Source organism: Streptomyces sp. NPDC020597 (assembly GCF_044335095.1).
GTDB lineage: Bacteria > Actinomycetota > Actinomycetes > Streptomycetales > Streptomycetaceae > Streptomyces.
The window spans coordinates 43,351-64,102 of sequence record NZ_JBIRUL010000022.1; the positions used below are offsets into that span (position 1 = coordinate 43,351).

Annotated in this window: 20 protein-coding genes and 2 pseudogenes; 2 read left to right on the plus strand and 20 right to left on the minus strand. The window is 72.7% G+C overall.

Annotated elements, in window-relative coordinates:
• Window positions 1-4: 4 nt before the first annotated feature.
• The 8 genes from ACH4ZA_RS29795 to ACH4ZA_RS29830 all read right to left on the minus strand — a co-directional run bounded on the left by ACH4ZA_RS29795 (window position 5) and on the right by ACH4ZA_RS29830 (window position 6,391).
• Window positions 5-1,330 (minus strand): beta-xylosidase, encoded by a 1,326-nt coding sequence (locus ACH4ZA_RS29795; protein WP_319277406.1) that lies wholly within the window; start codon window positions 1,328-1,330, stop codon window positions 5-7.
• A 172-nt stretch (window positions 1,331-1,502) separates the two neighbouring features.
• Window positions 1,503-1,979, minus strand: a complete 477-nt coding sequence (locus tag ACH4ZA_RS29800; RefSeq protein WP_319277408.1) for a hypothetical protein — start codon at window positions 1,977-1,979, stop codon at window positions 1,503-1,505.
• Between the two features lie 267 nt (window positions 1,980-2,246).
• A complete protein-coding gene (locus ACH4ZA_RS29805; RefSeq protein WP_398432460.1) occupies window positions 2,247-2,600 on the minus strand; it encodes a cytidine deaminase in 354 nt (117 codons plus the stop codon).
• Between the two features lie 44 nt (window positions 2,601-2,644).
• Window positions 2,645-2,968 (minus strand): hypothetical protein, encoded by a 324-nt coding sequence (locus ACH4ZA_RS29810; RefSeq protein ID WP_319277412.1) that lies wholly within the window; start codon window positions 2,966-2,968, stop codon window positions 2,645-2,647.
• A 104-nt stretch (window positions 2,969-3,072) separates the two neighbouring features.
• On the minus strand, window positions 3,073-3,432 hold the full coding sequence (locus ACH4ZA_RS29815) for an MmcQ/YjbR family DNA-binding protein (RefSeq protein ID WP_398432461.1): 360 nt from the start codon (window positions 3,430-3,432) through the stop codon (window positions 3,073-3,075).
• Window positions 3,429-4,733, minus strand: a complete 1,305-nt coding sequence (locus ACH4ZA_RS29820; RefSeq protein WP_319277416.1) for a hemolysin family protein — start codon at window positions 4,731-4,733, stop codon at window positions 3,429-3,431. Before ACH4ZA_RS29820 ends, ACH4ZA_RS29815 begins: the two co-directional genes overlap by 4 nt.
• On the minus strand, window positions 4,730-5,227 hold the full coding sequence (gene ybeY / locus ACH4ZA_RS29825; protein WP_057574725.1) for an rRNA maturation RNase YbeY: 498 nt from the start codon (window positions 5,225-5,227) through the stop codon (window positions 4,730-4,732). The genes ACH4ZA_RS29820 and ybeY overlap by 4 nt, the downstream gene beginning before the upstream one ends.
• Window positions 5,228-5,239: 12 nt before the next feature.
• Window positions 5,240-6,391 (minus strand): PhoH family protein, encoded by a 1,152-nt coding sequence (locus ACH4ZA_RS29830; protein ID WP_398432488.1) that lies wholly within the window; start codon window positions 6,389-6,391, stop codon window positions 5,240-5,242.
• A 211-nt stretch (window positions 6,392-6,602) separates the two neighbouring features.
• On the opposite strand from ACH4ZA_RS29830, the pseudogene ACH4ZA_RS29835 reads away from it, so the two are divergent.
• A pseudogene (locus tag ACH4ZA_RS29835) lies at window positions 6,603-6,668 on the plus strand (hypothetical protein); the annotation flags it as partial.
• Here the strand turns inward: ACH4ZA_RS29835 and ACH4ZA_RS29840 are convergent.
• From ACH4ZA_RS29840 to ACH4ZA_RS29855, 4 genes and pseudogenes are all read right to left on the minus strand, one after another.
• Window positions 6,662-7,378, minus strand: a pseudogene (locus ACH4ZA_RS29840) (PhoH family protein); the annotation flags it as partial. The pseudogenes ACH4ZA_RS29835 and ACH4ZA_RS29840 overlap by 7 nt on opposite strands.
• 123 nt (window positions 7,379-7,501) lie before the next feature.
• Window positions 7,502-8,578 (minus strand): carbohydrate kinase family protein, encoded by a 1,077-nt coding sequence (locus ACH4ZA_RS29845; RefSeq protein ID WP_398432489.1) that lies wholly within the window; start codon window positions 8,576-8,578, stop codon window positions 7,502-7,504.
• A 332-nt stretch (window positions 8,579-8,910) separates the two neighbouring features.
• Window positions 8,911-10,200 (minus strand): glucarate dehydratase family protein, encoded by a 1,290-nt coding sequence (locus tag ACH4ZA_RS29850; protein ID WP_398432462.1) that lies wholly within the window; start codon window positions 10,198-10,200, stop codon window positions 8,911-8,913.
• Window positions 10,197-11,141, minus strand: a complete 945-nt coding sequence (locus ACH4ZA_RS29855) for a 5-dehydro-4-deoxyglucarate dehydratase (RefSeq protein WP_398432463.1) — start codon at window positions 11,139-11,141, stop codon at window positions 10,197-10,199. The genes ACH4ZA_RS29850 and ACH4ZA_RS29855 overlap by 4 nt, the downstream gene beginning before the upstream one ends.
• A 110-nt stretch (window positions 11,142-11,251) precedes the next feature.
• Between ACH4ZA_RS29855 and ACH4ZA_RS29860 the strand changes: the two genes are divergently transcribed.
• Entirely contained in the window at window positions 11,252-12,034 is a 783-nt protein-coding gene (locus tag ACH4ZA_RS29860) for an IclR family transcriptional regulator (protein ID WP_319277424.1), read from the plus strand.
• Window positions 12,035-12,082: 48 nt separating this feature from the next.
• Here ACH4ZA_RS29860 and ACH4ZA_RS29865 read toward each other — a convergent pair whose 3' ends face one another.
• From ACH4ZA_RS29865 to ACH4ZA_RS29900, 8 genes are all read right to left on the minus strand, one after another.
• Window positions 12,083-13,072 (minus strand): adenosine deaminase, encoded by a 990-nt coding sequence (locus ACH4ZA_RS29865; protein WP_398432464.1) that lies wholly within the window; start codon window positions 13,070-13,072, stop codon window positions 12,083-12,085.
• A gap of 20 nt (window positions 13,073-13,092) precedes the next feature.
• Window positions 13,093-13,998, minus strand: a complete 906-nt coding sequence (locus ACH4ZA_RS29870) for a ribonuclease Z (protein ID WP_319277429.1) — start codon at window positions 13,996-13,998, stop codon at window positions 13,093-13,095.
• 6 nt (window positions 13,999-14,004) lie between these two features.
• Window positions 14,005-14,358 (minus strand): histidine triad nucleotide-binding protein, encoded by a 354-nt coding sequence (locus tag ACH4ZA_RS29875; RefSeq protein WP_319277431.1) that lies wholly within the window; start codon window positions 14,356-14,358, stop codon window positions 14,005-14,007.
• A 148-nt stretch (window positions 14,359-14,506) separates the two neighbouring features.
• Window positions 14,507-17,710, minus strand: a complete 3,204-nt coding sequence (locus ACH4ZA_RS29880; protein WP_319277433.1) for a S41 family peptidase — start codon at window positions 17,708-17,710, stop codon at window positions 14,507-14,509.
• 45 nt (window positions 17,711-17,755) lie between these two features.
• A complete protein-coding gene (locus ACH4ZA_RS29885) occupies window positions 17,756-18,247 on the minus strand; it encodes a hypothetical protein (protein ID WP_319277435.1) in 492 nt (163 codons plus the stop codon).
• 136 nt (window positions 18,248-18,383) lie between these two features.
• The gene (locus tag ACH4ZA_RS29890) at window positions 18,384-18,776 is read right to left on the minus strand and encodes a VOC family protein (RefSeq protein WP_319277437.1); all 393 of its coding nucleotides are present in this window, start codon (window positions 18,774-18,776) and stop codon (window positions 18,384-18,386) included.
• Between the two features lie 73 nt (window positions 18,777-18,849).
• A complete protein-coding gene (locus ACH4ZA_RS29895; RefSeq protein WP_398432465.1) occupies window positions 18,850-19,596 on the minus strand; it encodes a 16S rRNA (uracil(1498)-N(3))-methyltransferase in 747 nt (248 codons plus the stop codon).
• A complete protein-coding gene (locus tag ACH4ZA_RS29900) occupies window positions 19,593-20,729 on the minus strand; it encodes a nitronate monooxygenase (protein WP_398432466.1) in 1,137 nt (378 codons plus the stop codon). Before ACH4ZA_RS29900 ends, ACH4ZA_RS29895 begins: the two co-directional genes overlap by 4 nt.
• Window positions 20,730-20,752: the final 23 nt, after the last annotated feature.

Below are 20,752 nucleotides of genomic sequence, written 5' to 3' on the forward strand. Positions count from 1 at the left end.
GCGATCAGCTGAGCGTGAGGGTCAGGACGCCGGCGTAGGTGCCCGGAGGCGTGAACGACGGTACGTCGAGGGACAGTCGGGCGTTGGCGGTGAACTCGCCGCCGGTGGCCGTGCCGTCGGGCGTGGACGCCAGGGTCGCCCCCGAGGCGCCGACCGTGCCCGCCGAACCGGCCTGACAGGTGCTCGGGCTGCCCGCCTTGGTGCTGCACGCGGGCGTCCAGCTCAGCCTGCCGGCGTCGATCTTGGCTCCGGAACCGCTGAAGTCGGTGACCTTGCCGGTCAGGGACCAGCCGGCGGGTCCGCCGCGGAAGTCCTTGACGGTGACCGTCTGCAGGGCGCCGGTGGAGGCGCCGCCCTGGCCGAACTCGACCCCGGACAGCTGGACGGCGTCCCCGGCCTGGGACATCGACAGCGTGCCCGCGCGGACCGTGGTGGTCACCTTCTGGCTGCCGGCCGGCACGGGCTGGTCGTCGATGACGACGTAGGCGACCGGTCCGGCGCCGAGGTCGGCGCTCCAGGCGCTCCCCTCGTACGCCACGACGCCGCTGGTGGTGAGGTCCCTGACGGCGAGCGAGCCGGAGATGCTCCCCTGCCCGTTCGCGGTCACGGTCGCGGTGTCCGCGGTCTGCGTGGATCCGGACCGGCCGGCCAGGGTGACCGACGCGCCCGGCGTGAAGCCGCTGCCGGTGACCGCGACGCTCGCCCCCGGGCTTCCGGAGGCCGAACCCAGCTGGATGGCACGGGTGTTGGCCGGCGGGTTGTCCGCCGCGGTGACCGTCTCCGACACCGGGGCGGGCGGGTTGGTCACCGTGCAGGGGGTGTCCAGCTCGAGGATGTAGCTGGTGTGGATGTTGTAGTCGCCGGGTGAGAGGGTGATCGCGCCGGGGCTGGTGACGGTGAACGTGCCGGTCATCGAGAACGACGGGAAGACGCCCTTGCCGGGCACCGGGTCGTTCTTCTTCGGGCCCGTCACGGTGATGCTGCCGGTCTGCGCGCCGCCGAGGGTGACCTTGCCCGTCGGCGTCATGATGTCGGCCGGCAGGGCCAGGTCGGTGGGGTTGCTCGCGGCGGGCGAGACCACCGTGTACGTCACGGTGACGGTGTCGCCGACCTCGGGCGTGGTGTCGTTCACCGCGAGTCTCGCGGTGGTGGTGCCGTCGATCGGCGGGATGCCGGCGATGGGCGGCGGAACACAGTGCGTCGGGAAGCTGACGTCGGTCGCGGCGCCGGCCGGACACGCCAGCGCCCCGCCCGCGGTGACCGCGAGCGCGGTGGCCCCGAGCAGTGACGCCCAGTGCCGTCTTCGGGAACTTCGGGGTGTCGAACCCATTGGTGCCCCCTCCTCCAGGGTGCGGGCGCAGCGGCTCTTCTGCGCCGACAGGGGGCATTGAGATGCGGATCGCGCGAGAAGTCAATGGGGACGGGCCAAAGAACTGATGGACCGTCAGCTTCCTGCTGCAGCAGGAGAACTGACGGCCCGCACGTACGGTTTCCGACCGCTATCAGTCGTAGACGAACGGCCCCGGCGCCTGCGGGCCGGTCGCCTTGCAGGTGACGGTGATCCCGAAGATGACCATCTTCAGCGAGCCGCCGTTGATGTCGAGACTGTCTCCGGAGGTCACAGTGCCGTTGAGCGGTCCGACCGTGATCGGTGCGCCGGTCGCCATGGCGGGGTTCACCGCACCGGCGAAGACCCTTGCGGCCCCGGTCGAGTTCGCCATCGTGAGCGTGGAGTTGATGCTGTTGGCGCTGATCGGGATCGGCGCGGTGATCGCGCTGGACGTGAGGGTGAGGGTGGCCGAGCTGCCGCTCTGGGTGGCCGTGAGGGTGGCCGCCCCGCCGCCGAAGAGTCCGCAGCTCGCGGTGAACGTGGCCGTCGTCGGGCCGACGGCGGCGGCAGAGGGCGCGAACGCCAGTCCGGTGACCGCGAGGGCCCCGGCCAGCATTGCCGCACCTGATCCGATTCTCTTGCCTCTCATGGGGTTTCCGGCTCCTTCCCGGATGTGGGGAGACGGACGGCCGAAGAACGGGACGGTGGGTGCGGACACCGGTGCCGGTGGGGGTGAATCTGACGGTCCGTCGGAACTTACGGTCTCATTGACCCGGGAGGGACGGGACACGGCAAGGCCGAATTCCGGCCGAGTTGAGAGCGGCGGCCGCGCCGCCTCGGCGGGGCGGCCGGGACGGCCGGGACGCCTGAGGCCTCCGGAACGGGACACGCGGGACGCCGACGACCGCCCCGCGCCTCAGCCGGCGGGGACGGTCAGCCGAACGGCGCCGTCCGGCGAGGCCAGCAGCACCGGCGTCCCCGGCCCGCCGAGATCCCGCACGGCGGCGAGATCGTCCTCGGCGGGCTTCTCCGACGACGTCACCACCGCCGCCGCCTCCAGGGACTGCGCGCCGGACGCCACGGCCATCGCCACCGCCGTCTGCAGCGCGCTCAGCCGCAGCGACGGCAGGTCCACCGTCCCGGCGACGTACGTGCGTCCGGTGTCGTCGCGGACGGCGGCCCCCTCCGGCACACCGTTGCGGGCCCGCGCGGAACGGGCCAGGGTGACGATCTTGCGGTCCTCGGGGTCGAGCGCGCTGCTGTCGGTCATGCCCCGAGCATACGAAGAACCGCGCCCGAGGGCCGAGCGCCCCCTCAGGCGCAGTCGGAGATGACGACGTTCCCGAGGGAGACCGGGCCCTGGCCGTTGACGACCAGGCTCATGGTGTAGTTGCCGGCGGGCAGGTTGAAGACCGCGGACCGCAGGACGGAGTCCCCCGCGGCCAAGGGCGTGCACGGGATCGACCGGCTGTCGCCGGAGCCCTGGTCGTCCAGGTCGAAGATGTCCTGGTAGTCGTCGGACTTCTCGTCGCCGACGTTCTTCTCCCGCCAGGAGACCGTGAAGTCGGCCCCCGCACACGGATTCACCGGATCCGTGACGAAGGTGACCTGGTCGTCCAGAGTGATGATCGCCGGCATGCGTCCTCCAGAGGTGGGGAATTTTGTTCTTTTTACCCCTTTTGTCCGTATCGGAAACCGGGCATGGCTCCGCCGGGGACCGGCGCTCGGCGTCGAGCCGGCCCTCAGGAACGGTCGAGGCGCAGCCGTTCGGCGCGCGGCAGACCGGCGACCACCAGGTCGTACGAGTCCTCCACGAGCTCCCGGACCAGGCCGGCGGGGAGCCCGCCGTCGACCGTCACCGTGTTCCAGTGCCGCTTGTTCATGTGGTACCCCGGCGCGATCAGGCCCGGATGCTCGCCGCGCAGCCGCACCGCGTCCTCAGGGTCGCACTTGAGGTTGACCTTCAGCGGCCGGTCGCCCGTCCAGCTCAGCGCGAACATCTTCCCCAGCACCTTGAAGACCGAGATCTCCGGCCGGAACGGGAAGTCCTCCTGCGCCGCGTTGAAGGACAGACACAGGGCGCGCAGCTCCTCGAGGGTCACCCGGTCTCGCCCTCCTTCGAGGGTGCGGCGGGGTCCACCGGCTCCACCAGCACCGTCACGATCTTGTTCCGGCGGCCGGCCGCGGCCTCCGCCGTCAGCCGCAGCTTCCGCCCGTCGGGCAGCTCGACCTCGGAGGAGGCGCCGGCGATGGGCACCCGGCCGAGGGCCTTCGCCAGCAGGCCGCCGACCGTCTCCACGTCCTCGTCGTCGTACTCCTCCAGGCCGTACAGCTCGCCCAGGTCGGTGATGTCGAGACGGGCGGTGACCCGGTGACGGTCGTCGCCCAGTTCCTCCACCGGCGGGAGCTCGCGGTCGTACTCGTCGGTGATCTCGCCGACGATCTCCTCGAGGATGTCCTCGATGGTCACGATGCCCGCCGTGCCGCCGTACTCGTCGATGACGACGGCCACGTGGTTGCGGTCCTGCTGCATCTCGCGCAGCAGGTCCCCCGCATTCTTGGTGTCGGGGACGAACGCGGCCGGCCGCATCGCCGTCGACACCAGCTCGCCCTCGGCGTCCCGGCTGATGTGCGTCTTGCGGACCAGGTCCTTCAGATACACGATGCCGACGATGTCGTCCTCGCTCTCCCCGGTGACGGGTATCCGGGAGAACCCGGAGCGCAGGGCGAGGGTGAGGGCCTGACGGATGGTCTTGTAGCGCTCGATGACGACGAGGTCGGTCCGCGGCACCATGACCTCGCGCACCAGGGTGTCGCCGAGCTCGAAGACCGAGTGCACCATGCGGCGCTCCTCGTCCTCGATGAGCGACTCCTTCTCCGCCAGGTCGACGAGCGCCCGCAGCTCCGCCTCGGAGGCGAACGGGCCCCGGCGGAACCCCTTGCCGGGCGTGAGCGCGTTGCCGATGAGGATCAGCAGCGACGGGATCGGGCCCATGATCCTGGCCAGCGGCAGCAGCACGTACGCGGCCGCCGTCGCCGTGTTCAGCGGGTGCTGACGGCCGATGGTGCGCGGGGAGACGCCGACGGCCACATAGGACACCAGCACCATCACGCCGATCGCCGCGAGCAGCGCCGGCGCCGTGCCGTCGATCTCCTGGAGGCACTCGTAGGTGACCAGCGCGGCGGCCGCCATCTCGCACGCCACCCTGACCAGCAGGGCCACGTTGAGATAGCGGGTGGGGTCGGCGGCGATCTGCGCGAGCTTGGCGCTGCCGCGCCGGCCGGACCGCACGGCCTCCTCGGCGCGGAAGCTGGACACGCGCGCGAGGCCCGCCTCCGCGCAGGCGGCGAGCCACGCGACGACGACCAGGGCGATCGCGCCGGCGATGAGGCCGGGGCTCATGAGACGGTCGGCGCCGGCGACGGCCCGGTCAGACCCTTCTCGGCGCGCCAGCCGTCCACGATGGCCGCCTGGAGGCCGAACATCTCGGCCTTCTCGTCGGGCTCCTCGTGGTCGTAGCCCAGCAGGTGCAGCACTCCGTGGACCGTGAGCAGCTGCAGCTCCTCGTCCATGGAGTGCTCCGTGGGCGCTTCCTTGCCCTGCCGCTCGGCGACCTCGGGACACAGCACGATGTCACCGAGGAGGCCCTGCGGGGGCTCGTCGTCGTCCTTCGACGGCGGACGCAGCTCGTCCATCGGGAAGGACATGACGTCCGTCGGCCCCGGCAGGTCCATCCACTGGATGTGCAGCTGCTCCATGGCGTCGGCGTCCACGACGATCACCGAGAGCTCGGAGAGCGGGTGGATGCGCATCCGGGCGAGCGCGTAGCGGGCGATGTCGAGGACCGCCTGCTCGTCGACCTCGGTTCCGGACTCGTTGTTGACGTCGATCGACATGGCGCTGCTCGTCTACTTCCGCTTGTTACGGCCGCCCTGGTGGGCGCCGTTCTCCGTACCGTTGTGGCTGTCGTACTTCTCGTACGCGTCGACGATACGGCCGACGAGCTTGTGCCGGACGACGTCCTGGGACGACAGGCGGGAGAAGTGCACGTCGTCGACGCCCTCGAGGATCTCCTGGACCTGCCGCAGGCCCGACTTGGTGCCGTTCGGCAGGTCGACCTGGGTCACGTCACCGGTGATCACGATCTTCGAGTCGAACCCGAGCCGGGTCAGGAACATCTTCATCTGCTCGGGCGAGGTGTTCTGCGCCTCGTCCAGGATGATGAAGGCGTCGTTGAGAGTGTTGTGCGTCAGCAGGTAATCCGTGGTGACGTAGAGGGAGTCCTCGGCGGCCACCTGGATGCAGACGGTCTTCTCCGTGCCCGCGGGCTCGATGCTGTCGATGAAGCGCATCGGACGTCCGCCGCCCCCGGCCGCAAGGTACTTGTCGCGCTTGCGGGCGAGTCGGAAAGGCTCGATGCCTTCGGGGAGGCGGATGTCGACGATGTGTGCGTCGCGTCGGTGGGCGACTTCCCTGCCCTTCGCGATGCCCGGCCTTCGACCCTCGGCCGGCCTGCGGCGGGTGTAGGCGACTCCACCGAGCGACTGCACCAGCGCAATCACGTCGTCGCGGAGCAGGCTCGACGTCGTCGTGTACCGGACCCGGCACGTGCGGTTTTCCTGCGTGACCGGGCCACCGTCGGAGTCGAGAAGGCCCTGAAGGACGGCCAGCCGCACTTCGGCGGAGTTGTACCGGTAGTCGTCCGGAATGAACTTCGAGTACGAGCGCGTGCTCAGCAGGTCCAGCTCACGCAGAACCCGAGTGACCGGGTTCTCCAGGGTCACGACGTCGCCGGGGGACTTGATCCGATTGAGGACGTAGTCCGGACCGCCCCTGTGCCGCACCGCGATGCCGGGTAGTGCGGCTCCCAGCGCCTCGGCCAGTTCCGGGTCCTCGGTCGCAAAGGACGGCGTGGTGGAACCCGTGAGGCAGCCGTCACCCAGCAGCAGTCCCAGCGCATACGGGTCCATGGGGATGTCGCGCTCAGGGAAGCAGACCGGACTCGTGAGCATCGGCAACTCGTATCGGCGAGCATGCGCCGCACGCAGGTTGCCGATCATCTCCTGGGTCTCCAGGACCCGCCACGGCTTGTCGCGGCGCGCGTCGTCGCGGGTTCTGACCGTCCACAGGTGCTCTCCACAGGCCAGGGTCCAGGAGCCGTCCTGGGCGGTGACACGGTAGACGTCCTTCTCACCCTGCGGGTACACACCCAGGACCGGCGTCGGCTCACCGTTCGAGCCGATAACGAGGTCACCGACCTGAAGGTCGCCGATGGGACGCCAGCCGTCCGGCGTCAGGACGTTCGTGAAGAGCGGTTGCGCGCGACCCCTCATGTACGCCAGCGGGGCGACCTCGATCGTGCCCGCGGCCATCAGCTTCGGGATCGAGTCCGGGTCCAGCATGTCGTGCAGCGCGTCGTAGAGCGGGCGCAGATAGGGGTCGATCTTCTCGTAGAGGGTGCCGGGGAGGAAGCCGAGGCGTTCGCCGGCCTCGACCGCGGGGCGGGTCAGGATGATGCGGTTGACCTGCTTGGACTGCAGGGCCTGGACCGCCTTGGCCATGGCCAGGTAGGTCTTGCCGGTGCCCGCGGGGCCGATGCCGAAGACGATCGTGTGCTTGTCGATCGCGTCGACGTACCGCTTCTGGTTGAGGGTCTTGGGTCTGATGGTGCGGCCGCGCGAGGACAGGATGTTCTGCGTCAGAACCTCGGCCGGGGTCTCCCGGCCCTCACTCGTCCCGTTCTCACTCGCCCGCAGCATGGCGATCGAGCGTTCCACTGCGTCCTCCGTCATCGGCTGCCCGGTGCGGAGCACCAGCATCATCTCGTCGAACAGGCGCTGGACAAGGGCGACTTCCCGTGGGTCGCCGACCGCGCTGATCTCATTGCCCCGGACGTGGATGTCGGCCGCCGGGAAAGCCGTCTCGATCACGCGCAGGAGGGAGTCTCCGGATCCCAGCACGGTCACCATGGGGTGCTGGGCGGGAACGGTGAACTGTGCTCTCGCCTTGCCCTGCGCGGGCGTGTGAGCTGTCGGTGTCTGAGTCATAGGCCGGCCCGAAGGCCTCTACGTCCTCCCGGATACGTCTCGCCTGCCACAAGGGCGGCCTGGCGATTCAAGGGTACGCCAGGGGGCTGACAACGCCCCAGGGGTTTTGTCATGCGCCGGTGGTCATGCCGACCGGCCGAAACCGATCGTCGGCACCGCCCTGCGCAGCGGCCACGGGGCGGCCTCCTCCGCCGCCGGGAGCAGCGCCGGGAGCAGACCGTCGAGGAACGCGTAGCGCTGCAGCGCCTCGGGGTCCTGGCCCTCGACCGACTGGACCCTGCGCCACCAGGCCGCGATCTCGGACCAGCCGGGGGCGGAGAGCGAGCCGCCGAACTCCTGCACCGAGAGGGCCGCCGTGAGGCCGGCGAAGGCCAGCCGGTCGGCCAGCGGCCACCCCGCGAGGGTGCCGGTCACGAAGCCCGCCACGAAGACGTCCCCGGCTCCCGTGGGGTCGAGCGCCTCGACGGCGATGGCGGGGACCTCGGCGCTCTCGCCCGTGGCACGGTCCACCGCGTACGCGCCCTCCGCACCGAGGGTGACGACCGCGAGCGGGACGTGTTCGGTGAGGGCGTGCGCGGCGGCACGGGGGCAGTCGGCACGGGTGTAGCGCATGGCCTCCTGAGCGTTGGGCAGGAAGGCCTCGCAGTGCTCCAGGTCGGCGAGGCCGGCCAGGTCCCAGGCGCCGGTGTCGTCCCATCCGACGTCGGCGAATACGCGGGTGCCGCGGCGGGCGGCCTGCTCGATCCAGGGGGCGCGGATGCCGGGCGTGAGGGAGGCGACGGCGGCGCGGGCGTGCGGCGGGCACTCGGGCGTCGACTCCTCGGGCGGCGGCTCGTGCCCGTGCGAGACCATGGTGCGTTCGCCCTCGTAGGCCATGGAGACGGTGACCGGGGAGTGCCAGCCGGGCACCGAGCGGGAGGGGGTCAGGTCGATGCCCTCGCCCTGTTCGAGTGCGTCCCAGCAGTACTCGCCGTAGTGGTCGTCGCCGAATGCCGCCGCGAGGGAGGTGCGCAGGCCGAGGCGGGCGAGCGCGGTGGCCATGTTGGCGACGCCGCCGGGGCTCGATCCCATGCCGCGTGCCCAGGACTCGGTCCCGCGCACGGGGGCGGAGTCGAGTCCGGTGAAGATGATGTCGAGGAAGACCGTCCCGGTGAGGTAGACGTCCCACGGCGGGTCGCCGGCGGCGCGCCGCTCCCCCAGCGGGTCGACCCGGGCGGCCCGCCGTCCCTGGCCCGGGTGGCCGTTCTGGCCGGTGTGGCGGTCCTGGCCGGTGTGGCCGTTCTGGCCGGTGTGGCGGTGGCGTCCCTCTCCGGTGGACGCGTTGGACGCGGTCACGGTGCGCTCCCTGACGTGGTGCCGATCTGGCCAGTGTGCACCACGGGGCGGTCACTGCGGGGTCCGTCACGCCCGGGGCGGGAGGGCTTACCCGCCGGTACGGGACGGTCTCGGCGTGCCGGTACGGCGGGTCGGGGGGCCGCCTGGCGGCGGGGCCGGTCCGGCGAGGCGTCCGGCTCCCCGCGCGGGGACGCCGGTCACCAGCGGGGCACGGCGGGCGTCTCCCAGTCCGGGTGGGCCACGCGCATCGCCGCCGCGTCGTCGCGGTCGCGCAGGCCGCCGTCGTCGTCGAGCCAGCGCCGGTGGAGGAACGCGAGCCGGTCGGGGTCGAGTTCGACGCCGAGGCCGGGCGCGTCGGAGACCGCGACCCTGCCGTCGTCGAAGGTCAGCCGTTCGGTGAGGACGTCCTCGGACTGCCAGGGATAGTGGGAGTCGCAGGCGTGGTGGAGGTTCGGGACGGTGGACGCCACGTGCGTCATGGCGGCCAGCGAGATGCCCAGGTGGGTGTTGGAGTGCATGGAGACGCCGACGCCGAACGTCCGGCAGAGCGCGGCTAGTTGCTGGGTGTTGCGCAGCCCGCCCCAGTAGTGGTGGTCGGAGAGGACGACCTGGACGGCGTCGCGGGTGAAGGCCTCCCTGATCTCGGCGAAGGTCGTCACGCACATGTTGGTGGCGAGCGGGACGTCGGTACGCGCGGCGACCTCGGCCATCGCCGGGGTGCCGAGCGCGGGGTCCTCCAGGTACTCGAGGAGCCCGCCGATCTCCTCGGCCACCTGCAGCGAGGTAGCGACGGACCAGGCGCCGTTGGGATCGAGGCGCAGCGGGCGCCCGGGGAAGGCCTCGGCCAGGGCGCGGACGGCGGCGATCTCCTCCTGTGGCGGGAAGACGCCGCCCTTGAGCTTGTAGGAGGTGAAGCCGTAGCGCTCGGTGAAGCGGCGGGCCTGTTCGACGACTCCCGCCGGGTCGAGGGCGGCGCCCCAGTCGTCCTTCTCGGCGGGCACGCCGTCGGGGTGGGCGGCCCACTTGTAGAAGAGGTAGGCGCTGTACTCGACGGCGTCGCGCACCTTGCCGCCGAGCAGGGCGTGCACGGGGAGGCCGAGCGTCTTGCCGAGGGCGTCGAGGCAGGCGACCTCGAAGGCGGAGACGACGGACAGGCGCAGTTTGTCGGCGGTCTGGACGCCGCGCAGGCCGCCGACGTCCACCTGCCCGAAGACCCGGGAGCCGTCGACGTCGACCTCGTCGGCCAGGGTGAACAGGCCGTTCAGGTCGCTGATCTGACGGCCGATCATCTTGGCGGCGCAAGGGCGGGCCAGTTCCAGGTACTTGGTGTCGCCGTACGTCTCGCCGACGCCGGTGGTCCCGTCGGCGGTGACGACCTCGACGATCAGCCGGGGGGTGTACGGCTGGTGCACGCCCTGGGTGTTGAGCAGGGGCGGGTCGGCGACCAGGATCGGGGTGAGGCGGACGTCGGTGATCGTGAGGTTCACAGGGCGGCTCCTACGAGGTCGAGGCCGGCGCTCAGAAGGGTCCGGAGCTCGTCGAGGTCGGCGGGCGAGGGGTCGGTGAGCGGGGCGCGGACCGGACCCACGCGCCGGCCGCGCAGCCGGGCGGCGGCCTTCACCAGCGACACGGCGTATCCGGGCACCTTGTCGCGCAGTTCGACGAGCGGGACGTAGAAGTCGCGCAGCAGCCGGTCCGCCGTCTTGTCGTCCCCGTCACGCGCGGCGGCGAAGAAGGCGTTCGCGATCTCCGGGGCGAAGGCGTGGACGGCGGAGGAGTAGGCGGGGACGCCGACGGCGGCGTAGGCGCGGGCCTGGATCTCGGCGGTGGCCGCGCCGTTGAAGAAGAGGAAGCCCTCGGGGGCGGCGAGGGTGAGCCGCTGGAGGCGGTCGAGGTCGCTGTGGCCGTCCTTGAGGCCGACGACGGTGGGGAGGGCGGCGATGCGTCTGAGGGAGGCGACGGTGAACGCGACCTGGCCGCGCTGGTAGGCGATGAGGGGCAGCGGGGTGCGGGCGGCGATCTGCTCCAGCTGGGCGACCAGGCCGTCCTGCGGGGCGGCGACGAGGTAGTGCGGGAGGACGAGGAGCGCGTCGGCGCCCGCCTCCTCGGCGATGCGCGCGAAGCGGGCGGCCTGGGCCCAGCCGTAGCCGATGCCGGCGACGACGGGCGCCTCGCCGGCCGCCTCCTCGACGGCGATCGTCACCACGTGCCGGTACTCGTCCTCGTCGAGGGAGAAGAACTCGCCGGTGCCGCAGGCCGGGAAGAGGGCGCCGGGGGCGGCGGCGAGCTGGGCGGCGACGTGCGCGCGGAAGCCGTCGGGGTCGAGGGAGCCGTCGTCGTGGAAGCTCGTGAGAGGGAAGGACAGCACCCCCCGCGCCATGCCGTCCCGCAGGCGTCGGACCGTGTCCTGGGGGTTCACCGTCGCCATCTCCCAGCCATCTCCCTATGTAGACGCAATCCATGTATGCAGATGGAGGTTAGATAGACGAACGCCCGGCGTCAATGGAGCGCGGCCCGCCACGCCCGTACCATCGGCTCATGTCGGAGACAGGGGGCGTGCGGGAGGTGAAGTCCGCGGCGCGGACGGTCGAGCTGCTGGAGCTGCTCGCGGCGCGCGGCGACCGGCCCGCGCGGCTGCAGGAGCTCGCGGACGAGCTGGGCGTGCCGCGCAGCTCGATGTACGCGCTGCTGCAGACCCTGATCGGCCGGGGCTGGGTGCGCACCGACGTCACCGGATCCCTCTACGGCATCGGCATCCACGCCCTGCTGACGGGCACGAGCTACCTCGACTCCGACCCTCGGGTGCGGCTGGTGCGCCCCTACCTCGACGAGGCGTCCGAGGCGCTGGGCGAGACGATCCACCTGGGGCGGCTGGACGGCCGGGGGGTCGCCTATCTGGCGACGCGCGAGTCGCACGAATACCTGCGCACCATCAGCCGGGTCGGCAGAAGGCTCCCGGCGCACGTCGGCGCGCTCGGCAAGGCGCTGCTGGCGCAGCGGCCGGACGAGGAGCTGCCCGAGGGGCCCTACGAGGCGCTGACCCCCCACTCGCACACCAGCAGAGGGGCGCTGCTGGCGGACCTCGCCCGGACCCGGGCCCGCGGTCACTCGGTGGACCGCGAGGAGGGCGTCCTCGGCATCGTCGGCTTCGGCTTCGCCCTGCGCTACGACACTCCCGCCCAGGACGCGATCAGCTGCTCGGTGCCGGTGGCCCGGCTGACGCCGGCGCACGAGGAGCGGATCGTGGCGGTGATGCAGGAGATCAGGGCGAAGATCGAGGCGGGCGCGCCGGGCTCCGCGGGCGCGGCCGACTGGCGTTAGCGCGCGGAGACGGCCGGGCTCCCGCCGCGCCGCCCCCGGCACGCCGGCTCAGAAGACGTGGGCGTCCACCTCGGCGAGGTAGCGCGCCCGCCGCTCCTCGTCGTCCTCCAGGAAGGAGGCGAGGAAGGAGTTGCGGGCCAGCTCGCGCAGCCGTTCCTCGTCCAGGCCCAGGGCGCTGCGCACGGCGTCGAAGTTGTCGCCCGCGTAGCCGCCGAAGTAGGCGGGGTCGTCGGAGTTGACCGTGCAGAGCAGCCCCGCGTCCAGCATGGCCGGCAGCGGATGGTCCGCCAGCACGTCGACGGTCCGCAGCCGCACGTTGGACAGCGGGCACAGCGTGAGCGGGATCCGCTCCCGCACCAGCCGCTCCACCAGCGCCGGGTCCTCCATGCAGCGCAGCCCGTGGTCGACGCGCTCGACGCCGAGGACGTCGAGGGCCTGCGTGATGTACTCCGGCGGGCCCTCCTCACCGGCGTGCGCGACCCGCCGCAGCCCGAGCGCGGCGGCGGCCTCGTAGACCTCGCGGAACTTCACCGGCGGGTGCCCGACCTCGGCGGAGTCCAGTCCGACGCCGGTGATCCGGTCGAGGTGGGGCTTCGCCGCGTCCAGCGTCGCCAGGGCCGACTCGGCGGACTCGTCGCGCAGGAAGCACAGGATCAGCCGGGTGGAGATCCCGTGGGCGGCCTCGCTGCGGCCCAGCGCCCGCCACAGCCCCTCCACCACCGTGCCCATGTCCACCCCGCGGGCGAGGTGCGCCTGCGGGTCGAAGAAGATCTCCGCGTGCCGCACGCCCTGCGCGGCCGCCCGGGCGAGATACGCCTCGGCGAGGTCCTCGAAGTCCCGCTCGGTGCGCAGGACCGTCATGAGCTCGTAGTACAGGTTCAGGAAGGACTGCAGATCCTCGAACCGGTACGCCTCGCGGAGCTCGTCCGTGACGGCGTAGGGCAGCGCGACCCCGTTGCGGGCGGCCAGCTCGAACGCCAGCTCCGGCTCCAGGGTTCCTTCGATGTGCAGGTGCAGTTCGGCTTTGGGGAGGGGCATCAAAGCATCGTACGGCCGCTTCACCGCCGTTTCGGAACCGGGATCCGCAGGAGGTCGTGGGCGACCGTCAGCTCGCCGTCGAACCCGGCGGCCCGCGCCTGCCGCTCGAATTCCTCCGGCTCGGAGTAGCGCTGGCTGAAGTGGGTGAGGACCAGATGCCGCACCCCGGCGTCGCGGGCGACCCGGGCGGCCTGACCGGCGGTCAGATGACCGTGGTCCACAGCGAGCCGCTCGTCCTCGTCGAGGAAGGTCGACTCGATGACGAGCAGGTCGGCGCCCTCGGCGAGCGCGTGCACGCCCTCGCACAGCCGGGTGTCCATGACGAAAGCGAACCGCTGGCCGCGGCGGACCTCGCTCACGTCGTCGAGCGAGACCCCGCCCACCGAGCCCTCCCGCTGGATCCGGCCGACGTCGGGTCCGCCGATGCCGTGCGCGGCGAGCCGCTCGGGCAGCATACGGCGGCCGTCGGGCTCGACGACGCGGTAGCCGTAGGACTCCACCGGGTGGGAGAGCCTGGCGGTCTCCAGCCGGTAGGAGGCGGTCGTCGCGAGCGGCCCGTCCGCGTCGACCGGCGCCTCGGTGATGCCGACGGTCTCCCGGTAGGCGGTGGAGTAGCGCAGCCGCTCGAAGAACCGCTGCCCGGAGCGCGGGTAGTGGGCGGTGACCGGATGCGGCACCTGGTCCAGGTTGATGCGCTGGATGACGCCCGCGAGACCGAGGGAGTGGTCGCCGTGGAAGTGGGTGACGCAGATCCGGTGGATGTCGTGCGCGGCGACCCCGGCACGCAGCATCTGGCGCTGGGTGCCCTCGCCCGGATCGAAGAGGAGGCCCTCGCCGTCCCAGCGCAGGACGTAGCCGTTGTGGTTGCGGTGCCGGGTGGGCACCTGGCTTGCGGTGCCGAGGACCACCAGTTCGCGTACGGACACGGCGGCCTATCCGGGGGGCCAGTGCAGACCGCGGCCGCCGAGGACGTGCGCGTGCACGTGGAACACGGTCTGGCCGGCGCCCGCGCCGGTGTTGAAGACGACGCGGTAGCTTTCCAGTTTGTCCTCGTCGGCCACGGCCTGGGCCTCGCGCAGCAGGTCGGCGGTGAGGGCCGGGTCGGCTGCCGCGAGGGCGGCGGCGTTCTCGTGGTGCGCCTTCGGGATCACCAGGACGTGGGTGGGCGCCTGGGGGTTGATGTCCCGGAAGGCGACGGTCGTCCCGGTCTCCCGCACGATCGTCGCCGGAATGGTCCCCGCGACGATCTTGCAGAACAGACAGTCGTCCTGCGCTTCCCCTGTCATGCGGGTTCCTCTCAGACGGTTGATCGGTACCGCGGTTGATCGGTACCGCGGTTGATCGGTACGCGGTTGATCGGTACGGGGGCATGGTAGCGGGGGGAGCGCGCCGCTCCGGCGCGCGCGGCGCCCCCGGCGCGGGCCGCGACCCCGCTCAGGGCAGGACGGGCGGCGTCTTCGCCGGCGTGGTCTCCAGCGAGGCCAGTGCCGAGGCCACCGCCGCGTCGAGCTGCACGTCGCGGGCTGCCGCGTGGTCCTGGGGAGCGCACACCACCTCGACGTCGGGGTCGACGCCGTGGTTCTCCACGTCCCACCCGTAACCCTCGAGCCAGATGGCGTACTTGGGCTGGGTGACGAGCGTTCCGTCGACCAGCCGGTAGCGGCTGTCGATCCCGACCGTCCCGCCCCAGGTGCGCGTCCCGATCACCGGCCCGATGCCGAGCGCCTTGATCGCCGCGTTGACGATGTCCCCGTCCGACCCGGAGAACTCGTTGGCGACGGCGACCACGGGGCCCCGCGGCGCGTCCTCCGGATAGCTGGACGCCCGCATGCCGCGCGGCACGTCCCAGCCGACGATGCGCCGGGCGAGCTTCTCGACGACCAGCTGCGAGGTGTGCCCGCCCCGGTTCTCCCGGACGTCCACGACCAGGCCCTCCCGCGCGACCTCGACCCGCAGGTCGCGGTGGATCTGCGCCCAGCCCGGCGCCTGCATGTCGGGCACGTGCAGATAGCCCAGCCGGCCGCCCGACGCCTCGTGCACGTACGCCCGCCGGTCCGCGACCCACGCGTGGTAGCGCAGCGCCTCCTCGTCGGCGACGGGGACGACGACGGCGTGCCGCGGCTCGCCCCCGCCGGACGGCGACACGGTCAGCTCGACGACCTTGCCGGCCGTGCCGACCAGCAGCGGCCCGGGCCCGGTGACCGGGTCCACCGGCTGCCCGCCGACGGCGACGATCGCGTCGCCGGCCCGCACCGCGACGCCGGGCGCGGCGAGCGGGGAGCGGGCGTCGGGGTCGGAGGTCTCCGAGGGCAGCACCCGGTCGATGCGCCAGCTGCCGTCCGCGTGACGGGAGAGGTCCGCGCCGAGCAGGCCCTGCCGGGCGCCCCCGCGGTGGCCGCCGCGCGGTGAGACGTAGGCGTGCGAGGTGCCGAGCTCGCCGTGCAGCTCCCACAGCAGGTCGACGAGGTCGTCGTGGGTCGCGACCCGCTCCAGCACCGGCCGGTAGCGGTCGAGGACGCCGTCCCAGTCGACGCCGCCGAGGTCGGGCCGCCAGAAGTTGTCCCGCATGATCCGGCCGGTCTCGTCGTACATCTGCCGCCACTCGGCGGACGGGTCCACGACGCGGCGGATCCGGCCGAGGTCGACGGTGACGTTGCTGTCGCTGTCCTCGTCGCCGGAGGCGCGCCGGTCGCTGGGGACGACCTTCAGCTTGCCGTCGGTCCACAGCAGCAGCCGCTTGCCGTCGCCGCTGACCTCGAAGCGGTCGGCGTCCGTCGCGAGGTGCTCGACGCGCAGGTGGACGAGGTCGTAGCGCTCCAGCTCGGTGTCCGGGAAGGGATCGTCGGGGGTGGCGCGGGACGCCCCGAGGACGCCGTGCACCGGATGCCGCAGCCACAGCACGCCGTCCTTCGCCGCGGCCAGCCCGGAGTAGCGGCCGGCCTCGACCGGGAAGGGCACTATCCGGTCGGCGAGGCCCTCGAGGTCGATACGGGTGGTCGGGGTGCCCTCGCTGTCGGGCGTCTCCTCCTTGTCGGGAGCCTCGAACGGCTTGCCGTGCCGCTGCGGTCCGAAGGGCGAGGGGGTGGTCGCCGCGAGCGTGATGAGGTGCGGGCGGGCGCCGGCCACGAAGGAGAGGTCGAAGACGTGCTCGTCGTAGACCGGGTCGAAGGCGCGCGTGGACAGGAACGCGAGGTGCTTGCCGTCGAGGGTGAAGGCCGGCGCGTAGTCGCGGAAGCGCAGCGGGGTCGCCTCGGTGACCGACAGGTCGGTGACGTTGGCGAGCTTGAGCTGGCTGAGCGGCCGCGGCCCGGGGTGCGACCAGGCGAGCCAGGCCGAGTCCGGGGAGAAGACCAGGTCGGACACCTCGCCGTCGGGGCTGCTGTCGACCTCGCGGACCTCTCCGGTCTCCCGCTCGACGAGCAGCAGCCGTCCGTCGTGCGCGGCGACCGCGGCCCGGCTGCCGTCGGGCGCCATGGCGAGCTCGAGGACCCGGCCGAGCCGTCCGGCGGCGAGCCGGCGCGGGGTGGCGCCGGGGGCCGCGCCGGTCGCCGGGGCGAACTCCAGCGCGTCCTCCCCCTCGGCGTCGGTCACCCACACCGCCCACTCCTCCCCCTCCGTGCGGAAGGTGCGCGGCAGCCGGGCCCGCACACCGGGTTCGGCGGCGAGCGCCCGGGCGGGCCCGGAACGATGGGTGACCCAGTGGACGGCGCCGCGCACCTCGACGGCGCTGCCGCGCGCGGTGTGGTCGGGCGCGGCCCCGCCCAGCCACCGGGAGGCGGCGACCGGATAGGGGCGGCGGTCGGTGCGCTGGCCGCCGAGCCGGACGTCGAGGCGGCGCGGTTCGGCCCCGTCGAGGTCGTCGAGCAGCCACAGCTCACCCGCGGACATGTACACGATCCGGGTGCCGTCGCCGGCGGCCTGGCGTGCGTAGAACGCTCCCTCGAGCGGCGTGTGCCGGCGCAGGTCGGAGCCGTCGGCGAGGGAGGAGTACAGCGCGCCCGTGCCCTCGTGGTCGGAGAGGAACGCGATACGGTCCCCGGCCCACACCGGGCACTCGATGTTGCCGTCGAGCTCCTCGTGCAGACGGACGAACTCCCCCTCGCCCTCCCGGTCGATCCACAGCTTGCCCGCGGTGCCGCCCCGGTAGCGCTTCCAGTGGGCGGCCTCGCGGCCCATCGACGCGGACAGCAGCACGGTGTGCGGGCCGTGGGCGACCGTGCCGACCGGCCCGTACGGCAGGGTCGTCGCCGGTCCGCCGTCGACGGGGACGGCACGGGCCCAGCTGCGCCGCAGGGTCGCCTGGTCGTAGGTGCTGACGGCGAGGACCCGGCCGTCCGGGGTCCAGCCGCGCACCCGGGTCTGTGCGTTGCCCCAGTACGTCAGCCGGGTCGAGGGACCGCCGTCGACGGGGGCGATGTGCACCTCGGGCGCGCCGTCACGGGTGGACGTCCAGGCGACGGTGGCGCCGTCGGGCGAGATGCGCGGCGAGGAGACCGGCACGTTGTCGGAGCTGACCCGCCAGGCGCGGCCGCCGTCGAGGGGCGCGAGCCACACGTCGTCCTCGGCGACGAAGGCCGCCAATTCGCCGTGCAGGTGCGGGAATCTGAGATACGCGGCAGACGTCGCGGACTGGGTCACGTGGTCACTGTATGCACCGCCGGGCCCGCTGGTCAGGGGTTTCCGTCACTTCCCCGCCCCGCCGGAGCCGACGGTCTCGGTGACGGTGACCGTCACGGTGACGGTCGGCCGGGCGCCGGGCGCGGCGGAACCGGACGGTTTGACCGGCGACGGCGTCGCGGACTTGCAGTCGCCGAGCCCACTCACCCGGAACAGCTGCTTCCGGCCGACGACCGCCGTGAGATCCCCCCGCACACAGGCCCCGTCGACCGCGCGCGTGATCCGGCCCTCGACCGTGATGGCGCGTCCGTCGGCGGTCCTGCCGCGGCAGTCCACGGCGGCGACGGCGCCCGCCTTCTTGTCGTCCTTGTACTGGGCCGTGCAGGTCAGCCAGCGCACGTCCACGTCCCGTCGCTGGATCTCGGCCGTCGCGGCCTCGTCGGTGGTGTGCGCCACGGCCATGGTGCTCAACCCGCCCGGCTCGCACCCCACGACGCCGAGCGCCGCGACCGCGAGCGCCACCGCCGGAAGCAGCCGATTACGCCTCAATGCCCCCATGAAAGGCAGCGTGCCACTCGGGCCGGCCGTGCGGTAGCCCGTATGCGGTCATTCCGCGCGCGGTCGCGGCGGGCCCATGAGCGGGAGGCGGCACGGAGCGGGAGGCGGCACGAGCGGGCGCCGACCGCCGTCGCGCTCAGCCGCGCAGCAGCAGCCACTCCTGAAGCTCCACCAGGTTCCCCTCCGGGTCCTTGAGGTGGGCGACGCGCATGCGGTCGGTCATCGGGGCGGGCCCGTGGATCAGGGCGGCGCCGCGGGCGGTGACGCCCGCGCAGTAGTCGTCCAGGTCGTCGACGCGCAGCACCACCAGGGAACGGTGCCCGTCCGCCGCCCCGCCCAGCTCGCCGAGCACCTCCGCCATCATCGCGCGGTCCTGGATCGCGATGCCCGCCGAGCCGACGGCGGGGCTGAACTTCTCGTACGGCCCCTGCTCCGCGCCCGACTGCGGCTTCAGGCCGAGGACATCGGCGTAGAAGCGGTAGCAGACGGCGAAGTCATGCACCAGCAGCCTGACTTGGACGAGTTCCACGGAAACCTCCGAACGGCGGGCGGGTGGACGGACGGACGGCCAGGCGGGCAGGCAGGCAGGCAGGTGAACGGGGTCAGGACCAGCGGCCGGTCCGGCCGAGGACGAGGGCCGCGGCCGCCGTGCCGGCGGTGGAGGTGCGCAGCACGCTCCGGCCGAGCCGGTACGCCTTCGCTCCCGCCTCCTCGAAGAGGGCCAACTCCTCCGGCGACACGCCCCCTTCGGGCCCCACGACGAGCACGATCTCGCCCTGGGCGGGGAGTTCCGCGGCGGCCAGCGGCTCGCTGCCGTAGTCGCGGTCCTCGTGCAGGACGACGGCCAGGTCGGCCCGGGCGAGCAGCGCGGCCACCTGGCGGGCGGTCGCCGCCTCCGCGACCTCGGGGAAACGGACCCGGCGGGACTGCTTGCCGGCCTCGCGGGCAGTGGCCCGCCACTTGGCGAGCGCCTTCAGACCCCGCTCGCCCTTCCACTGGGTGATGCAGCGCGCGGCCGCCCACGGCACGATCGCGTCGACGCCTGTCTCGGTCATCGTCTCGACGGCCAGCTCTCCCCGGTCCCCCTTGGGCAGGGCCTGCACGACCGTGATCCGGGGCGTCTCGACGGGCTCCTCGACCGTCTCGCCCAGACGCACGACCAACCGGTCCTTGCCCTCGGAGGCGACGACCACGGCCGGCGCCCAGCGGCCGGCGCCGTCGGTGAGGACCACGTCCTCGCCGGCCCGCAGCCGCTTCACCGAGACGGCGTGCCGCCCTTCGGGGCCGTCCAGCACGAACTCGGTCCAACCGTCCGGGAGTTCGTCGACGACGAAGACGGGGGCGGTCATCGGGCGCCGCCCTCTCCGGCCGCGAAGCCCTGTGACAACGCTGTCCGCGCCTCGGCGAGTTCGGACATCAGCACCTCCACCAGCCGCCCCGCGGGCAGATCGCGGGCCATCCGGTGCCCCTGCCCCGCCCACAGCGCCATCCCCTGGGCGTCCCCCGCCTTGGCGGCCGCCTTGCGCAGCGGCACGGTGAGGTGGTGCACCTCCGGGTAGGCGGCCGGCGCATACGGACCGTGCTCACGCAGGAAGCGGTTGACCAGGCCGCGGGCCGGGCGGCCGGAGAAGGCGCGGGTGAGCTCGGTGCGCACGAACAGGGGGTTGGTCAGCGCCTGTTTGTGCACGGCGTGCGCGCCGGACTCGGGGGTGGCGAGGAACGCGGTGCCCAGCTGGGCCGCGCTGGCGCCGGCGGCGAGGACGGCGGCGATCTGGCTGCCGCGCATGATGCCGCCGGCGGCGACGACCGGCAGGCTCACCGACTCGCGGACCTGGGCGAGCAGCGAGAGCAGGCCGATGCCGCAGCCGTCGTTCTCGGGGTTGTCCCGGTGGCTGCCCTGGTGTCCGCCGGCCTCCACCCCCTGCACGACGACCGCGTCCGCGCCGGCCCGCTCCACCGCCACGGCCTCCTCGGCGGTGGTCGCCGTGACCAGCGTGAACGTTCCCGCGCGGCGCAGCGACTCCAGCGCCTCGGCGCTCGGGACGCCGAAGTGGAAGGACACGACCGGCACCGGGTTGTCCAGCAGCACCGCCAGCTTGGCGTCGTACCCGTCGTCGCGGCCGCTGTCCGGGTCACCGAGCTCGGTGTCGTACCAGACGGCCTCACCGGCGAGCTGGTGGGCGTACACGTCGACGGCGCCGGCATCGGGGAGCGCGGCCTGGGCCGCTCCGGCGGAGCCGGTGCTCGCACCGGGGTACTCGGGCTGCGGCATGAAGAGGTTGACGCCGAAAGGACGGCCGGTGAGGCTCCGCAACTGCTTGATGTCCTCGTACATGCCGTCGGCCGTCTTGTAGCCGGCCGCGAGGAATCCGAGCCCGCCCGCCCCGGACACGGCGGCCGCGAGCTGTGGGACGGAGACACCGCCCGCCATGGGGGCCTGCACGATCGGGTGCGGGAGGAGACCGGTCAGCGCGGAGGACATGGCGGCATGTTGTCACGTCCCCA

What these genes read in the sequence shown, in the direction of transcription:
- ACH4ZA_RS29855 (WP_398432463.1), bottom strand. Translation starts at nt 11,141, where the DNA reads ATGGCGACGGTGAACCCCCAGGACACGGTCCGACGCCTGCGGGACGGC.
- ACH4ZA_RS29800 (WP_319277408.1), bottom strand. Translation starts at nt 1,979, where the DNA reads ATGAGAGGCAAGAGAATCGGATCAGGTGCGGCAATGCTGGCCGGGGCC.
- ACH4ZA_RS29795 (WP_319277406.1), bottom strand. Translation starts at nt 1,330, where the DNA reads ATGGGTTCGACACCCCGAAGTTCCCGAAGACGGCACTGGGCGTCACTG.
- ACH4ZA_RS29820 (WP_319277416.1), bottom strand. Translation starts at nt 4,733, where the DNA reads ATGAGCCCCGGCCTCATCGCCGGCGCGATCGCCCTGGTCGTCGTCGCG.
- ACH4ZA_RS29805 (WP_398432460.1), bottom strand. Translation starts at nt 2,600, where the DNA reads ATGACCGACAGCAGCGCGCTCGACCCCGAGGACCGCAAGATCGTCACC.
- ACH4ZA_RS29865 (WP_398432464.1), bottom strand. Translation starts at nt 13,072, where the DNA reads ATGCCCCTCCCCAAAGCCGAACTGCACCTGCACATCGAAGGAACCCTG.
- ACH4ZA_RS29875 (WP_319277431.1), bottom strand. Translation starts at nt 14,358, where the DNA reads ATGACAGGGGAAGCGCAGGACGACTGTCTGTTCTGCAAGATCGTCGCG.
- ACH4ZA_RS29830 (WP_398432488.1), bottom strand. Translation starts at nt 6,391, where the DNA reads ATGATCGGCAACCTGCGTGCGGCGCATGCTCGCCGATACGAGTTGCCG.
- ACH4ZA_RS29900 (WP_398432466.1), bottom strand. Translation starts at nt 20,729, where the DNA reads ATGTCCTCCGCGCTGACCGGTCTCCTCCCGCACCCGATCGTGCAGGCC.
- ACH4ZA_RS29810 (WP_319277412.1), bottom strand. Translation starts at nt 2,968, where the DNA reads ATGCCGGCGATCATCACTCTGGACGACCAGGTCACCTTCGTCACGGAT.
- ACH4ZA_RS29860 (WP_319277424.1), top strand. Translation starts at nt 11,252, where the DNA reads ATGTCGGAGACAGGGGGCGTGCGGGAGGTGAAGTCCGCGGCGCGGACG.
- ybeY (WP_057574725.1), bottom strand. Translation starts at nt 5,227, where the DNA reads ATGTCGATCGACGTCAACAACGAGTCCGGAACCGAGGTCGACGAGCAG.
- ACH4ZA_RS29885 (WP_319277435.1), bottom strand. Translation starts at nt 18,247, where the DNA reads ATGGGGGCATTGAGGCGTAATCGGCTGCTTCCGGCGGTGGCGCTCGCG.
- ACH4ZA_RS29895 (WP_398432465.1), bottom strand. Translation starts at nt 19,596, where the DNA reads ATGACCGCCCCCGTCTTCGTCGTCGACGAACTCCCGGACGGTTGGACC.